The 14,477-nt window shown below is 65.1% G+C and carries 14 protein-coding genes; 6 read left to right on the plus strand and 8 right to left on the minus strand.

The features are described 5' to 3' along the window. Positions 1-59: 59 nt before the first annotated feature. On the plus strand, positions 60-638 hold the full coding sequence (locus tag ACN6KF_RS02970) for a DUF1993 family protein (RefSeq protein WP_434955398.1): 579 nt from the start codon (positions 60-62) through the stop codon (positions 636-638). 39 nt (positions 639-677) lie between these two features. Here the strand turns inward: ACN6KF_RS02970 and ACN6KF_RS02975 are convergent, their stop codons facing one another. After that, the gene (locus ACN6KF_RS02975) at positions 678-1,160 is read right to left on the minus strand and encodes a MarR family winged helix-turn-helix transcriptional regulator (RefSeq protein ID WP_434955399.1); all 483 of its coding nucleotides are present in this window, start codon (positions 1,158-1,160) and stop codon (positions 678-680) included. A 107-nt stretch (positions 1,161-1,267) separates the two neighbouring features. On the opposite strand from ACN6KF_RS02975, the gene ACN6KF_RS02980 reads away from it, so the two are divergent. After that, the gene (locus ACN6KF_RS02980) at positions 1,268-1,681 is read left to right on the plus strand and encodes a VOC family protein (RefSeq protein ID WP_434955400.1); all 414 of its coding nucleotides are present in this window, start codon (positions 1,268-1,270) and stop codon (positions 1,679-1,681) included. Between the two features lie 110 nt (positions 1,682-1,791). On the opposite strand, the gene ACN6KF_RS02985 is transcribed toward ACN6KF_RS02980, so the two are convergent. Beyond that, the gene (locus ACN6KF_RS02985; protein ID WP_434955401.1) at positions 1,792-3,210 is read right to left on the minus strand and encodes an MFS transporter; all 1,419 of its coding nucleotides are present in this window, start codon (positions 3,208-3,210) and stop codon (positions 1,792-1,794) included. 173 nt (positions 3,211-3,383) lie between these two features. Between ACN6KF_RS02985 and ACN6KF_RS02990 the strand changes: the two genes are divergently transcribed. Then, positions 3,384-4,286 carry a LysR family transcriptional regulator gene (locus ACN6KF_RS02990; RefSeq protein WP_434955402.1) on the plus strand — a complete coding sequence of 301 codons (903 nt, stop codon included), beginning with the start codon at positions 3,384-3,386 and terminating at the stop codon, positions 4,284-4,286. A 49-nt stretch (positions 4,287-4,335) separates the two neighbouring features. Here ACN6KF_RS02990 and ACN6KF_RS02995 read toward each other — a convergent pair whose 3' ends face one another. The 6 genes from ACN6KF_RS02995 to hisD form a co-directional block, all read right to left on the minus strand. Continuing rightward, positions 4,336-4,782, minus strand: a complete 447-nt coding sequence (locus ACN6KF_RS02995; protein WP_434955403.1) for an NUDIX hydrolase — start codon at positions 4,780-4,782, stop codon at positions 4,336-4,338. Between the two features lie 336 nt (positions 4,783-5,118). Then, on the minus strand, positions 5,119-5,943 hold the full coding sequence (locus ACN6KF_RS03000; protein ID WP_434959604.1) for an ABC transporter permease: 825 nt from the start codon (positions 5,941-5,943) through the stop codon (positions 5,119-5,121). After that, entirely contained in the window at positions 5,943-7,118 is a 1,176-nt protein-coding gene (locus ACN6KF_RS03005; RefSeq protein WP_434955404.1) for an ABC transporter permease, read from the minus strand. The genes ACN6KF_RS03000 and ACN6KF_RS03005 overlap by 1 nt, the downstream gene beginning before the upstream one ends. Continuing rightward, entirely contained in the window at positions 7,115-8,179 is a 1,065-nt protein-coding gene (locus ACN6KF_RS03010) for an ABC transporter ATP-binding protein (protein WP_434955405.1), read from the minus strand. The genes ACN6KF_RS03005 and ACN6KF_RS03010 overlap by 4 nt, the downstream gene beginning before the upstream one ends. Before the next feature lie 235 nt (positions 8,180-8,414). Next, positions 8,415-9,464 (minus strand): ABC transporter substrate-binding protein, encoded by a 1,050-nt coding sequence (locus tag ACN6KF_RS03015; RefSeq protein WP_434955406.1) that lies wholly within the window; start codon positions 9,462-9,464, stop codon positions 8,415-8,417. Positions 9,465-9,629: 165 nt separating this feature from the next. Further along, positions 9,630-10,931: a histidinol dehydrogenase gene (gene hisD / locus ACN6KF_RS03020; RefSeq protein ID WP_434955407.1), complete on the minus strand. Its 1,302-nt coding sequence runs from the start codon at positions 10,929-10,931 to the stop codon at positions 9,630-9,632. A 190-nt stretch (positions 10,932-11,121) separates the two neighbouring features. On the opposite strand from hisD, the gene ACN6KF_RS03025 reads away from it, so the two are divergent. The 3 genes from ACN6KF_RS03025 to ACN6KF_RS03035 all read left to right on the plus strand — a co-directional run bounded on the left by ACN6KF_RS03025 (position 11,122) and on the right by ACN6KF_RS03035 (position 14,367). Further along, positions 11,122-11,667: a cupin domain-containing protein gene (locus tag ACN6KF_RS03025; RefSeq protein ID WP_434955408.1), complete on the plus strand. Its 546-nt coding sequence runs from the start codon at positions 11,122-11,124 to the stop codon at positions 11,665-11,667. 337 nt (positions 11,668-12,004) lie between these two features. Next, positions 12,005-13,072: a phosphotransferase gene (locus ACN6KF_RS03030; RefSeq protein WP_434955409.1), complete on the plus strand. Its 1,068-nt coding sequence runs from the start codon at positions 12,005-12,007 to the stop codon at positions 13,070-13,072. Beyond that, positions 13,069-14,367, plus strand: a complete 1,299-nt coding sequence (locus tag ACN6KF_RS03035; protein WP_434955410.1) for an aspartate aminotransferase family protein — start codon at positions 13,069-13,071, stop codon at positions 14,365-14,367. Before ACN6KF_RS03030 ends, ACN6KF_RS03035 begins: the two co-directional genes overlap by 4 nt. Positions 14,368-14,477: the final 110 nt, after the last annotated feature.

Below are 14,477 nucleotides of genomic sequence, written 5' to 3' on the forward strand. Positions count from 1 at the left end.
GCGGAACTCGACAAGCGTATTTATGCGGGCGGTCCGAGGCCGTCCAGGGAAGCAAGCCCATGGCTGATCTTTTCGACGTTTCCGTTCCGGTTTTCCTGCGCTATCTCACCAATCTCGACGCGATCCTCGACAAGACGGCCGAGCATCTGCAGCTCCGGGGCACTGAGCAGGCGGAGGTCCTCAACCTGGCCCTGCAGCCGAACATGTTCCCTTTGAAGTGGCAGGTTCGCATCGCGCTGGGCTTCTCCATCCGGGCCATCAACCCGGTGCTGCAGCAACCGATCATGCTCGATGACGGCCCGATCGAATCGATCGAGGACATCCGCCTCTTGCTGGGAAACACCATCGCGCGGCTCAAAAACGTCTCGCGGCGTGATTTTGCCGGCGGGGAAGCCAGGCTCGTACGGGAGAAGGCCGGCCAGGCGGTGTTCGAGGCCAAGGCCGTCGAATTCGTCACTCAATATGCCTTGCCGAACTTCTTCTTTCATCTCGGCATGGCCTATTCACTCTTGCGCCTTGCCGGTTGCCCGATCGGCAAGGGTGATTTCGACGGCTTCCACCAGTATGAAGCCGGCCTCAACCTGGTGCCGGAGATGCCGGCGCAGCCGCAGCCGCTGATGCAGCGGCTACCCGGTTGAAGCATGCGCGCCTGGCTGCGGAGTAGCTGGAGCCTCTCGTCAAAGGGCGGTGATCAGCTTTCGGAGCAAGCCATCGAGGGTTTCCTGCTCGGCCCGCGTCAGCACCGACAGCAGCCGCTCCTCATTGGCAACATGGCGCGCGATAGTCTCGTCGATCACGGCCTTGCCGGCCTCGGTGAGGGCGATTAGCTTGCCGCGGCGGTCATTGGGATCGGGGCGCCTCTCGACCAGGCCGGCGTGTTCCAGCCTGTCGAGGCGATTGGTCATGCCGCCCGAGGAGATCATCGCCGCTTCGTAGAGCCGGGTCGGCGAAAGCATATGGGGCTCGCCCGAACGCCTCAGCGTAGCCAGCACGTCGAACTCGCCGGGCTGCAGGCCCGCGGCGGCGAAGAGCGGGTTCATATGGTCGCGCAGCACCCGTTCTGACGCATCGGACAAGCGGCCGAACACCGCCATCGGCAAGGAGGGGAGGTCGGGGCGCTCGCGAGCCCATTGTTCGACGGCAATATCGGCGCGGTCCATCGGCAGGTTCTCTTGACGAAAAGTATCTTGACATTAAGATACTTTTCGTCTACTAACATCATAGCGAGATAATAAGTCAACTCGCCCATTCGGTGAAGGAGGAAGTGATGGCCAAGATGATTTTCTTGAATCTGCCGGTGCGCGATCTTGCCGCCGCAACTGCATTCTATGTCGCCCTGGGCGGCGAGGTGAACCCGCAATTTTCCGATGAGCAGACCAAATCGGTGGTGCTTTCGGATGCGATCGTCGTGATGCTGCTCACCCATGAGCGCTATGGTCAGTTCACCAAGCGCCCGATCGGTGATGCGCGCCAGTGGAGCCAGGCCCTGATCGCCCTCAATGTCGACACCCGCGATGGGGTGGATGCGACGCTGGCCCGCGCCACGGCGGCGGGCGGGCGCGCCGATCCCAACCCGGCGCAGGACCATGGCTTCATGATCAGCCGCAGCGTCGAGGATCCCGACGGCAATGTCTGGGAAATCGTGTGGATGGATCCCGCCGCGATGGCGCCGCAGGGCTGAGGCGCGAATTCATCACCCTCCCCTGGAGGTATCGGCACTTCCTCTTGGAAGTGCCGATACCTCCAGGGGAGGGTGAAACTTGCGCTTGGGCTTCACCTGCACCCCGCAATTCAGGGGACATCCTGTGGCTGCGCGGCGCGTCCCGCCAGAATGCGCGTTCCCGCAGCCAGGAAGATCGCAACCACGATCAGGAAGGCGGCGGTGCCGAATGTCGCCTGCATGCCGAAGGCGACGGCCTCCGAAGGGGCTTTGGCGATGTCGCCCGTTCCGGCGGCAAAACGGAAGATGGCTCCCATGGCCGAAGCCCCGGTTATCAGGCCCAGATTGCGCGACAAATTGACGAGGCCCGATGTCACGCCTCGCCGGTCCGCTGGGATACCGGCCATGACGACGGTGTTGTTCGCGGCCTGGAAAAGCTGGTAGCCCGGCGTCAGGATGACGATGCCGGCAATATAGCCGGCGACGCCGAACGTCGGGCCCATCATGGACAGGGCGATGGCTCCGACGGCCATCTCGGTGAGGCCGATAAGGATCAGGCGAGGCGCACCCAGGCGATCGACGATGCGTCCGGCAAACACGCCGCTCAGGATGGAAAGGACCGGGCCGACCGCCATCACCGCTCCGATTTCAGCCTCGTCGAGAGCGAAGACGCTGGACAGATAGAATGGCCCGACCACGAAGGTCGTCATCATCACCGTCGCGACCAGGGCGCTCGTTGCCAAATTGACGCTCAGCTCCTCGCTACGGAAGGCCGCCACTTGGATCAGGGGTGAGCTGACACGTGCCTCCGCCAGCAGGAAGAGGCCGCCGCCGATGACGGTTGCCAGCAGCAGACTCGTGCCGATCCAGCCGGGAGTGCCGCGTCCCGTGGTCATGGCCAGGGCATAGGCGGCGAGCGTTGCGGCCAGCAGCAGCGTGCCGAGGCTGTCGAAGCTGTTGCGGACATCCCGGGATTTGCCGCCGTCCTCGCGCAGGAATCGATGGGCAAGATAGAAGGCCAGGAGGCCCAAAGGAATATTGAGGAGGAAGATGCTCCGCCAGCCGAAGGCGGAAATCATGAGGCCTCCGAGCGATGGCCCCAGAGCGGTGCCGACGGCCGACATCGTACCGAGCAGCCCCATGGCACTGCCGGTCCTTTCCCTGGGAACGGCTTCGCCGATAACAGCCATGCCGAGAGCCGCCATGATGGCTGCGCCGAGGCCCTGGGCGGCGCGAGCCGCGACCAGCAGCCCGAATGTGGGCGCCACTGCGCAGGAAGCGGAAGCCAGCGTAAACAGGGCGAGCCCGGCCAACAGCAGCCTGCGCCGCCCGACGATGTCCCCCAATCGGCCGACACTGACGACCAAAGTGGTCATCGCCAGCAGATAGGCCAGCACGATCCACTGCACCTGCTCGAATGAGGCCGAGAAGGCCGTGGCCAAGGTCGGCAGGGCGACATTGGCGATGCTGGTGCCCAGGGACGACAGCAGGATGCAGAGGGAAAGGCAGGCAAGCGCTCCGTGGAACTTGGGCGTGGCCTTTTCATGCATTCGTCCATCGTCTCTGGTGGCTGATTTCGGCATGGATCGCGTCTTCCGTCGGTTCGAAGGTGGAACCACCGAAAGATAGGCCTGTGCCTGACATGGCGGAATGCGCATCATTTGCACTTCATTCATGCATCAAACGCCATGCCATAATTGACTTTGGATGCTATGGTCGACCCATGTCGCTTCCCGATTTCAATCTTCTCATCACGCTCGACGTTCTGCTGACGGAAGGCAGTGTCGCCCGAGCGGCCCGCCGCCTCAGGCTCAGCCCCTCGGCGATGAGCCGGGCCCTGGCCCGCTTGCGCGAGACGACCGGTGATCCCCTGTTGGTTCGGGCCGGCCGCGGGCTCGTGCCGACGCCGCGGGCTCTGGAACTGCGCGAACGCGTCGGCCAACTCGTCCAGAGTGTCGAAAGCGTTCTTCGTCCGGTAGAAGCGCTCAACCTGAAAAAGCTCACGAGAACCTTCACCCTTCGCAACCGGGAGGGCTTCGTCGAGAATTTCGGACCCGATCTCATTGCTCATGTCCGCGAACAGGCGCCGGGGGTCACGCTCCGGTTCGTGCCGAAAGTCGACAAGGACAGCACGCCTCTGCGGGACGGCAGCGTGGATCTGGAGACGGGCGTGATCGGCGATTCGATGGGACCGGAAGTGCGGGCGCAGGCCCTGTTCCGCGATCGTTTCGTCGGTGTCGTCAGGATGGGGCATCCTCTGAGCGAGGCTCCGGTCACGCCTGAGCGCTATGCCGGCGGAAGCCATGTTCTGATTTCTCGCCGAGCCCTCTATCGGGGGCCTGTCGACGGCAGGTTCGAAGCGCTTGGCCTCAAGCCGAACATTGCCACTATCGTCAGCGGTTTTGCGGAAGCCCTGGCCCTGGCCCGCTCGACTGACCTGATCGCCACCGTGCCCGAGCGTTCCACCGGCCGGCTGCGCGCGGGGCTGTTCTGCTTCCCGCTGCCGTTTGCCTTGCCGGAGATCACGATTTCTCTGCTCTGGCACCCGCGGCTCGATGCCGACCCAGCGCATCGCTGGCTGAGGGAGTGCGTCCGAAAGGTCTGCATGGAGCAGCTTGCCGGTTAGGCCGGCTCATCATTTCATGGGATGCCTGCGATCCAAAAAGAGGGACATCCTACGGTGCCATGGCCGGCCTCAGCCCGGACAGCAGCCTGGCGAGACCGGGATCGTCCACGATGATGGAGGCGTCGCCGAGGCCCATCCATTGCACGCGGCGCTCGGCCTGTTCCTTCCACGCCGGCAGCATGCCGGTGACGCGCAGGGGATAGACGTTCACCTTGATCAGTTCGAAGCGGTCGGCGAGACGTTTCCAATAGATAAAGGAGCCGAGCGCCTTCTTGCGCGGCTTGCCGGTCAGCCCCGCTTCCTGCTCGGCCTCGATGCGCGCGGCGACATGATCCTTGCGGCCCTTGATGGGCCAGCCCTTCGGCACCGTCCAGCGATGGGTAGTGCGGGTGGTCACCAGGCAGACCTCGATGCGACCGTCCTTTTCGCGAAGCGGCAAGGCCGCGACCTGGCGGCGCGTCGGATTGGGCAGGATGTCGGTGGCGGTACTCGGCATGGTACTCTCACGCTTCCAGGGCAAAGCGCGTTGGGACGGAAACGTGCTGTGCTCTAACTCTTTGTTTCCTCGCGTCTTTGCGATTCTTGGCGATGCCGCCAGGAATCACAAAACGCTATGGTGGAGCAAAGGCTCCTACGCGACTGACTTGCCGATATCTTTGCTCAAGCACCGCTATGCCGGCGTGACACGGCGCACGCGCCGGGCAGGGGGTGCCTCATGGCGTGCCGAATATGTCGAGCGATGGTCCTTCCGGGAGCGCGGACGTCACAGCGACATGCCTGCATGTCGCGGCGTCCGCGCTCCCGGAAGGAGCCTATCTCCTCGAACTTGGTATCATTCCTCAGCCGGCAGGACCTGCTTGCGCTTGCCGAGCAAAGCCAGGATCGCGGCTCCCTTCACGGCGACGGCCAGGATCAGCGTGATCACGATGATCAGGAAGGCAGCCGCGGCGATGGCCGGGCTGATGTTCTCCCTGAGCGACGAGAACATCTGCCGTGCCAGCGTGGTCTGGTTGGGGCCGGCGACGAACAGGGTGATCACCACCTCGTCGAGCGAGGTGGCGAAGGCGAAGGCAGCGCCGGTGAGGATGCCGGGCAGAGCGAGCGGGAAGGTCACGGCTCGGAAGACGGTGCCGGGCGAAGCGCCGAGGCTGGCCGCCGCCTTTTCCAGTGCCGGATCGATACTGGCAAGCGAACCGGAGACGTTGACCAGCACGAAGGGTACGCACAAAACGGCATGGGCGATGATCACGCCCGCATAGGAGGAAGCGAGGCCGAGCCGGGCATAGAGGATCTGCATGCCGACGCCGAGCACCACCGCCGGCACCACCATGGGCAGCAGGAAGATCGAGCGCAGCACGCCCGAGAACGGCACCAGATTGCGCCTGAGGCCGAGGGCGGCAAGCGTGCCGACCACGGTGGACAGCACCGTCGCGCCCGAGCCCACGATCATGGAGTTGACGATCGAGCGCTGCCAGGCGTCGCTGGTGGCGAGCGTATCGAACCAGCGTGTCGAGGGGCCCGTCATCGGGTAGGTCAGGAACACGCTGTCGGTGAAGGCCAGCGGCAGGATCGCCGCCAGCGGGACGACCAGGAACGCCACGATCAGCGCGCCGAAGGCAAGGCGCAGGGCGTTGAAGGAATTCTTGCCCAATCCCATCATGGCTGCACCATTGGCGTGCGCGAGAGCCGTCCATAGACGAGATAGAGCACCGTGGTCGGCACCAGCAGGAAGATGCCGAGCGCGCCGGCCATGCCCCAATTGGCGGTGCCGGTGGCATAGAAGGCGATTACCGAGGAGATCATCTGCTCGTTCGGGCCGCCGACCAAAGCGGGGGTGATATAGTAGCCGAGCGCCACCATGAAGACGAGGAGCGAGCCGGAGAGCACGCCCGGCATGGCCAGCGGCAGGAGAACGTGGCTGAAGGCCCGCAGCGGGGGGGCGCCGAGCGAAGCGGCGGCCGGCATCAGATTGCGCGGAATGGCGACGAGGCTGGCATAAACAGGTAGCACCATGAAGGGCAGCAGCACATGCGTCATGGCGATGAGGATGCCGGTGCGGTTGTAGATCAGCGGCAGCGAGGCATCGATCAGGCCGAGGGCCTTCAGCGTCTGGTTGATCAGCCCGTTCTCCTGCAGCAGGATCATCCAGGCGGCGGTTCGCACCAGGAGCGAGGTCCAGAGCGGCAGCAGCACGGAGAGCAGCAGGAGATTGCGCTTCCAGCCCGAGAGGCTTGCGGCCAGCATGGCGAAGGGCAGGCCGATGGCGACGCAGAGCAGCGTCACCTGCAGGGCGATCATGAAGGTGCGCAGCATGATCATGCGGTTTACGGCCATATCCGCAGGCACATTGGCGATGCTGCCGTCATCGGCGCGCTTGAGATCGACCGCAGCCAGGAGGTTCGCATCCGTGTAGGACGGCATCGAGCGCTTCAGCGCCAGCCAGAAGGCAGGCTGCCCCCAGCGCGGATCGATGCCGGCGAGGGGAGGCGGGCTGTTTTCGGGGGCGTTGCGCACGGCAGTGGCGGTCTTCGGCAAGAGGGTGCGGAAGCCCGCCTGCTGGCTGTTGAGCGCGCGCACGGCATCGCCGAATTGCTCCTGGGGGATCGTCGTACGCAGATCCTTGGCGAGCGCGGCCTGGACCTCGGCCGGCGGCAGGCCGTCGCCCTTCCAGCCGGCGATCGCCTCCGCCGTCAGCGGGAAGGCATGACGCACGGTGCCGCCCTGCACGGAGGTGACGATCATCATGCCGAGCGGCCACAGGAAGAAGATGCCGAGAAATGCGATGAGGGGAAGCACCAGGAGAGCGGCCTTGAGCCGCGCCGCCGCCGTCATGGCAGGACCAGCGTGCAGTCGTCGGGCGCGAAGCCGACATGGACCTCGGAACCGATGGCCCGGCTCGCCTCGCGCCTATCGGCCTTGGCCACGAGGCGGCGTTCGCCGCTCGACAGATGCAGCCGGACATGGTCGCCGTGATAGACGTCATCCTCGACGCGCACGGGCAGGCTGTTGGCCAGGGTCGGCGCATCGCTCAGATGCAGCCTTTCGGGCCGCACGGAGACCAGCACCTGCGCACTCGGCTTCGGCGAAAGCTCGGTGCGACAGGAGACTGTCGGTCCCAAAGCGAGCTCGACGGTGGCCAGGCCGTCCGAGCAGGATTTCAGGGTACCGTCGAGCAAATTGGTCTCGCCGATGAATTCGGCGACGAAGCGCGTGCGCGGACGGTCGTAGAGGCCCGATGGCGTGTCGAGCTGCTCGATCTTGCCGAGATTGAGCACGGCGACCCGGTCCGACATGGTCAGGGCCTCGCCCTGGTCATGCGTGACGAAGATCACGGTGAGGCCGAGCTTGCGATGCAGCTCGCGGATCTCGAGCTGCATGTGCTCGCGCAACTGCTTGTCGAGTGCGCTGAGCGGCTCGTCCATCAGCACCACCTTGGGTTCGTAGACGAGGGCGCGCGAGAGAGCGATGCGCTGCTGCTGGCCGCCCGAGAGTTGGGAGGGCTTGCGGTCCTTGAGATGGCCGAGGCGAACCAGGTCGAGCGCCTTGGTCACCCGGGCGTCACGCTCCGCCCGGCCGATCCCGCGCATCTTGAGCGGAAAGGCGACGTTCTCGGCGATGCTCATATGCGGAAACAGGGCGTAGTTCTGGAAGACCACGCCCATGTTGCGCTTGTAGGAGGGCAGGTTCTCCACGCGGGTGCCGTCGACGAGCAAGGCGCCGCTGCTGGGTGCCTCGAAGCCGGCCAGCATCATCAGGAGGGTTGTCTTGCCCGACCCGGAGGGGCCGAGCAGGCTGACGAATTCGCCCTGGCCGACATGGAAGTCGAGATTGTCGACGACCTTCATCGTGCCGAAGGATTTGCTGACACCGTCGAAGTGAATGAACGAGTCCATCGGATCCGAAAAGCTCCTTCCAGGCGCGGGCCTTGGGAAGTTGGAATGAGCGATGTCCACACGGACATCGAGACGCAACCCAGCCGGCATTAACGCAGCCTTGTCATGCCCGGGCTCGACCCGGGCATCCAGTGCCTCGCCTCAACCTTGAAAGCGGTCCTGGATTGCCGGGTCAAGCCCGGCAACGACAAAGGCTGGTGCCCGAGAGCAGGCGCATGCTGGAGAAAGGACGGGCCTACTGCCCGAGCCAGGCGTTGAAGCGCTTGGTCAGATCCTCGATGTTGTCATTCCAGAATTCGGTGTCGATGGAGACCGAATCCGTCATGTTGGCCGGCGAGGTCGGCAGATCGACGGCAAGATCGGCGGGCACCTGGGCGGCCGCGGCCTTGCTCGGCAGGCCGTAGGCGATGTCCTGCGGCAACTTGGACTGGTTCTCCGGCAGGCTGGCGAAGGCGATGAAGTCCATCGCCGCATCCTTGTTCGGGCTGCCCTTGAGGATGACCCAGCTGTCGACGGCGTAGATCGAGCCCGGCCACACGCCCTTGAAATGGGTGCCCTCGGTCTTGTTGATGCCGGTGATGCGGCCATTATAGGCCGAGGTCATCACCACCTGGCCCGACTTCAGGAGCTGAAGCGGCTGGGCGCCCGATTCCCACCAGACCATGTCGCCCTTGATCTCGCCGAGCTTCTTGAAGGCACGATCGACGCCCTCGGGCGTGCGCAGCACCGTGTAGACGTCCTTGGGGGCGACGCCATCGGCCATCAGCGCGAATTCGAGGGCGTATTTGGGGCCGCGTCGCAAGGCGCGCTTGCCCGGAAACTTCTTGGTGTCCCAGAAATCGGCCCAGGATTTCGGGGCTTCCTTCAGCTTGTCGCTGTCATAGGCGAGCTGGGTTGACCAGACGATGGCGCCCACGCCGCAATCGCTGACGGCACTGTCGATGAACTTGTCCTTGCCGCCGAGCTTGTTCCAGTCGAGCGGCTCGTAGATGCCGTCAGCACAGCCGATCGCCAATTCCTCGGCCTCGACCTGCACGGCATCCCAATTGGGCGTGCCTGCCTTGACCTTGGCCTGCAGTACGCCGATGCCGCCGTCCCAGGCCTCGTCGAGCACCGGCTTGCCGGTCTTTTCGGAGAAGGGCTTGAAATAGATCTTGCGCTGGGCGTCCTGGTAGTTCCCGCCCCAGGATACGACGGTGAGGTCGCGCGCCGAAGCGCTGGCGACGCCGGCGAGGACGGTGCCCAAGGCGATGCCGGAGGCAAGAAGGAGGTGTTTGAAGCGCATTGCGGTCTTCCCCACTGGTTCGGTCTCTGGTTTGCGTCGCAGTGTCTTTCCCGGAGGAAGGACCCGCTTCGTCTGTTGCACGCGGCTCACCGCCGCATGGAATTGTCGCATCGGAACCCGCGAGCCCGCCAATGGCAATGGCAGCGCCCGCTTCCGGTGAAAAAATTAGACGCCGATCTCCGCAAGCAGCTGCTTGGGAGCGAGGCGCAGGGCTGCCGCCCGGCGATGGCCTTCCAGCCCCTCGCTGGCGCTCTGCCGAATGGCCGGCGGGGCGACTGCGGCGACGCCGCGATCGTCCAGCCACTGATGGGTGCAGGTCTTGAGGTAGGATCCGACCCACAGGCCTCCTGTGTAGCGCCCCGCGCCCATGGTGGGCAAGGTGTGGTTGGTGCCGCAGCACTTGTCCGAATAGACCACGCTGGCCGAGACGCCGATGAACAGCGAGCCGTAATTGCGCAGCCTGGCTGCGGTGGCGTGGGCATCGCGCGTGTGCACCTCAAGATGTTCTGCAGCGATAAAGTCCGAATAGGCCAGCATGGCCCCTTCGTCTTCGCACAGCACGATCTCGCCATAGTCGCGCCACGCCGGACCGGCGACATTGGCGGTGGGCAGGTTGGCGAGCTGGCGCTCGACCTCGGCCAGGGTCGCTTCGGCCAGGGCCCTGTCCGTGGTGATCAGGCCGACGCGCGTGCGTACGTCGTGCTCGGCCTGCGCCAGGAGATCGACGGCGATGGTGACCGCGTCTCCCGTCTCGTCGGCTATCACGAAAATCTCGCTGGGGCCGGCGAGCTGGTCGATGCCGACAAGGCCGAAGACCTGGCGCTTGGCCTCGTTGACGAAGGCATTGCCGGGGCCGAAGATCTTGTCGACGGCCGGGATGCTCTCGGTACCATAGGCCATGGCGGCAATGGCCTGGGCGCCGCCGACCCGGAAGATGCGGTCGGCGCCGGAGAGGTGGCAGCCGGCGATCATGGCCTGGTGAGCGCCCGGCGGCAGGCAGGCGATCACCTCGTCGCAGCCGGCGACCTTGGCGGGCACGATGGTCATCACCGGCGCCGACAGCAGCGGATAGCGCCCGCCGGGCACATAGGCGCCGACACGGGCGATCGGGATGATGCGATGGCCGAGATGCAGGCCCGGCAGGGCCTCGATCTCCAAGGGCAGCAGCGTGGCGCGCTGGGCCTCGGCAAAAGCGCGCACCCGCTCGATGGCGAATTCGGTATCGGCCCGGGTCTGCGGGTCGAGGGCATCCACGGCCGCCTGGCGCTCGGCGGCGGTCACCTCGAAGCGCTCCACATCGACCTTGTCGAACTCGCGCGAATAGTCGCGCAGCGCCGCATCGCCGCGTTTGCGCACCTCGTCGACGACCTGCTTCACGGTGGCTTCCACGGGCGCATTGTCGGTGAGGGCGCTGCGTCCCGGTGCCTTGATGCGTGTGATGCGAGCTTGGATGGTGGCGTCGAGCATTGGTGGCCTTTTTCTCTAATTCTTTGTTTTGGCGCATTTTCTGAATCAGGAAGTCGATCAACTTCTTGGAAAATGCCTTGGGAAGCGAGATGCCCAAAGACTTGCCGCCGCAAGCGCCCGGCGCAATTGCCCCAGACAGGCTCGTTCAATATATTCACCACTTGCGTGATGCCATGCCCAAGGAGGGACGATGAAGATCGGAGACAAGCTGCGCGAATTGCGCCACCGGCGCAAGCTCAGCGTCAGGGAGGTCGCCCTGCGCTCGGGTGTCTCGCACTCCTCGGTCTCGCTGATCGAACGGGACCTGATCAGCCCCTCGCTCGACACGCTGAGAGCGGTTCTCGACGCGCTCGGCACCACGCTGCCGGGCTTCTTCATCGATCTCAAATCCGCGCTGCCGCAGAGCCCCTTCTACCGGGCCGCCGACCTGACCGAGATCGGGCAGCCAGAGGCGATCTCCCATCGCGTCATCGGCCTCGATTATCCCAACAAGTCCATGCTGCTGCTGCACGAGACCTACGCGCCCGGCGCCGATTCAGGCGAGGCCTATGCCCATTCGGCGCAGGAAGGCGGCATGGTGCTGAGCGGCGCCATCGAGATTACCGTCGACGGCAAGGTCGAGGTGCTCCGTGCCGGCGATGGCTATTATTTCGACAGCCGGCTGCCGCACCGTTTTCGCAACATCTCGGACGGGCGCAGCGAGATCGTCAGCGCGATCACGCCGCCGACCTATTAGGCTATCAAGGACGCAATCTAACGAGGCCGAGTAGAGCGCGACAATCCCTCCCCGACTTCGGGGAGGGTGGCCCGGCAAAGCCGGGTCGGGTGGGGGAGAGTGGCGCAGTCGATCATATTTGACAGATGGGCGCCACTCTCCCCCTTCCGCCGCTGCTTCGCATCGGCACCTTCCCCGAAGTCGGGGAAGGATGATCGCGCGCCATTCTGAGAACCGAGGCCTGATGGCCGAAACATCCATACAGGCAGGCACCCTGGTCGATTTACCGACCATTGCGCGGCCTCTCCCGCCATGCGGGGGTTGCGTCGAGGCCTGAGGGATGGGAGAGGGGGATGCCATGGCGCCTCCACAGACATCGACCGTTCTTTCAACGCTGGCCCCGCCTGTTTCCAAGGCACGTGCCGAGGCCATCATCCGTGATCATTACGGCCTCGACGTCGAAGCCTTCCCGCTGATCGGCGAGCGCGACAACAATTTCCAGCTCCTGGCGGGCGACGGACGCGAGTTTCTCCTGAAGATCGTCAACCCGGCCGAAGATGTGGCGGTGACCGATTTCCAGACGGAGGCCCTGCTGCATATCGCCCGAAGGGATGCCGACCTGCCGGTACCTCGGGTCGTGCGCACGCAGGCCGGCGAAGCCTATTTCTGGCTTGAGGAGCCTGGGCAGCCGCCGCGCCTGGTGCGCGTGCTGACCTATCTGCCCGGCACGCCTCTGGCCAAGCTCGAACGGGGCCCCGCGCTTCGCCGCAATCTCGGCGCCGGCCTTGCCCGGCTCGACCGCGCCCTGGACGGTTTCGAGCATGCCGGCAGCCCGGCCGACCTGTTGTGGGATCTCACCCACGCCCCCAGCCTGCGGCCGCTGGTCGTGCATGTCGAGGACGAGGAGGCTCGCGCCCTCGTCACCGCCGTGCTGGACCGGCTCGAGGCCCACACATTGCCCCTGACGGCCGGGCTTCGAACCCAGGTGATTCATAACGACTTCAACCCCTCCAACATCCTGGTCGGGCAGGGGCGCGACGGTGAGTTGGACCAGCTCGCCGGCATCATCGATTTCGGCGACATGGTGCGAGCCCCGCTGGTCAACGAGGTGGGCGTATCGGCCTCCTATCATGTCGGGGAAGGGGTGGACTTCCTGGAGCCGGTCAAGCAGTTCGTCGCCGGTTACAACCGCATCCAGCCCCTACAGGACGATGAGATCGGCTGCCTGTTCGATCTCATCTGCGGCCGCATGACGCTGACGGCCATTATCACGGCCTGGCGCTGCACGCTGGAGCCCGGCAATCGCGACTACATCCTGCGCAATGCCGGCCGGGCCTGGGCGGGATTGGCTGCCGCGCGCTCGCTCTCGTCAAACCAGGCGGCGGACGAATTCCACCTTTACCTGAGCAAGGATCGCCTCTCATGACCATGGTCAATGCCTTCGATCCCAGCAACACGGCCGGCTTTGCCGCCGATGAGGCAGCCCTGATCGAGCGCCGCCGGCGCGTGCTCGGCCCTGCCTATCGTCTGTTCTATGCCCATCCGGTGCATGTGGTCAGGGGCGAGGGCGTCTGGCTTTACGGGCCCGACGACACGGCCTATCTCGACGCCTACAACAATGTCGCCAGCGTCGGTCATTGCCACCCGCATGTGGTGGCGGCGCTGGCGCGCCAGGCCGGGGTGCTCAACACCCATACGCGCTACGTCACCGACGGCATTCTCGACTATGCCGAGCGGCTGGTCGCGACCATGCCGGCCGAGATCTCCAACATCATGTTCACCTGCACCGGCAGCGAGGCCAACGACCTGGCCTTGCGCGTCGCCAAGGCTGTGACCGGCGGTACGGGCGTCATCGTCACGCAGAACGCCTATCATGGCGTGACGGATGTGCTCGCCCAGATGTCGCCCTCGCTCGGCGCGGGGGCGCCGATCGCCGAGACGGTGCGGGTGGTGCCTGCTCCCACGTCTGCCGACACGACCGGCGAAGCCTTTGCGCAAGGCGTGAAGGCGGCGATTGCCGATATGGCTGTTCATGGCATCCGACCTTCGGCGCTGCTGGTCGACACCATCTTCTCCAGCGACGGCGTCTTCGCCGACCCGCCGGGCTTCCTGCGTCCGGCGGTGGAGGCCATCCGCGCTGTCGGCGGCCTGTTCATCGCAGACGAGGTCCAGCCCGGCTTCGGCCGTACCGGCGCCGGCATGTGGGGCTTTGCCCGGCATGACATCGTTCCCGATCTCGTCACCATGGGCAAGCCGATGGGCGATGGCCATCCGATGGCGGCCATGGCGGCGAGGCCCGAGCATCTCGAAGCCTTCGGGCGCGAGGTGCGCTATTTCAACACCTTCGGCGGCAATCCCGTCTCCTGCGCGGTGGGCATGGCCGTGCTCGACGTTATCGAGAACGAAGGCCTGATCGCCAATGCCCGTGATGTCGGCGCGGCGCTCAAGCGCGGCATCGAGGATCTCGGCAGGCATGATGGCCGTATCGGCGAAGTGCGCGGGGCAGGGCTGTTCATCGGCGCCGATATCGTCGATGCCAAGGGTGCCCCCGACGCCGCAGCGGCCGCCGCCATCGTCAACGGCCTGCGCGAGCGCCAGGTGCTGATCTCAGCCACCGGCCTGCGGGGACACAGCCTGAAGATCCGCCCGCCCATGGTGTTCTCGCATGAGAATGCGGCCTTGCTGATCGAGCGATTGAAGGCGACGCTGGCGGACCTGTAGCGCCCCACCAGGGTATAGCCCCTTCTCTCCTCGGGGGAGAAGGGGCGGCTGGACGAGGGCGATGAGTTTCACTTAGGCAAGGGCAGAGCGCTTCAATTCGTCATAGCCGG

It is taken from the genome of Labrys methylaminiphilus subsp. lupini (genome assembly GCF_051161885.1).
GTDB lineage: Bacteria > Pseudomonadota > Alphaproteobacteria > Rhizobiales > Labraceae > Labrys.

What these genes read in the sequence shown, in the direction of transcription:
- ACN6KF_RS02970 (WP_434955398.1), top strand. Translation starts at nt 60, where the DNA reads ATGGCTGATCTTTTCGACGTTTCCGTTCCGGTTTTCCTGCGCTATCTC.
- ACN6KF_RS02975 (WP_434955399.1), bottom strand. Translation starts at nt 1,160, where the DNA reads ATGGACCGCGCCGATATTGCCGTCGAACAATGGGCTCGCGAGCGCCCC.
- ACN6KF_RS02980 (WP_434955400.1), top strand. Translation starts at nt 1,268, where the DNA reads ATGGCCAAGATGATTTTCTTGAATCTGCCGGTGCGCGATCTTGCCGCC.
- ACN6KF_RS02985 (WP_434955401.1), bottom strand. Translation starts at nt 3,210, where the DNA reads ATGCATGAAAAGGCCACGCCCAAGTTCCACGGAGCGCTTGCCTGCCTT.
- ACN6KF_RS02990 (WP_434955402.1), top strand. Translation starts at nt 3,384, where the DNA reads ATGTCGCTTCCCGATTTCAATCTTCTCATCACGCTCGACGTTCTGCTG.
- ACN6KF_RS02995 (WP_434955403.1), bottom strand. Translation starts at nt 4,782, where the DNA reads ATGCCGAGTACCGCCACCGACATCCTGCCCAATCCGACGCGCCGCCAG.
- ACN6KF_RS03000 (WP_434959604.1), bottom strand. Translation starts at nt 5,943, where the DNA reads ATGGGATTGGGCAAGAATTCCTTCAACGCCCTGCGCCTTGCCTTCGGC.
- ACN6KF_RS03005 (WP_434955404.1), bottom strand. Translation starts at nt 7,118, where the DNA reads ATGACGGCGGCGGCGCGGCTCAAGGCCGCTCTCCTGGTGCTTCCCCTC.
- ACN6KF_RS03010 (WP_434955405.1), bottom strand. Translation starts at nt 8,179, where the DNA reads ATGGACTCGTTCATTCACTTCGACGGTGTCAGCAAATCCTTCGGCACG.
- ACN6KF_RS03015 (WP_434955406.1), bottom strand. Translation starts at nt 9,464, where the DNA reads ATGCGCTTCAAACACCTCCTTCTTGCCTCCGGCATCGCCTTGGGCACC.
- hisD (WP_434955407.1), bottom strand. Translation starts at nt 10,931, where the DNA reads ATGCTCGACGCCACCATCCAAGCTCGCATCACACGCATCAAGGCACCG.
- ACN6KF_RS03025 (WP_434955408.1), top strand. Translation starts at nt 11,122, where the DNA reads ATGAAGATCGGAGACAAGCTGCGCGAATTGCGCCACCGGCGCAAGCTC.
- ACN6KF_RS03030 (WP_434955409.1), top strand. Translation starts at nt 12,005, where the DNA reads ATGGCGCCTCCACAGACATCGACCGTTCTTTCAACGCTGGCCCCGCCT.
- ACN6KF_RS03035 (WP_434955410.1), top strand. Translation starts at nt 13,069, where the DNA reads ATGACCATGGTCAATGCCTTCGATCCCAGCAACACGGCCGGCTTTGCC.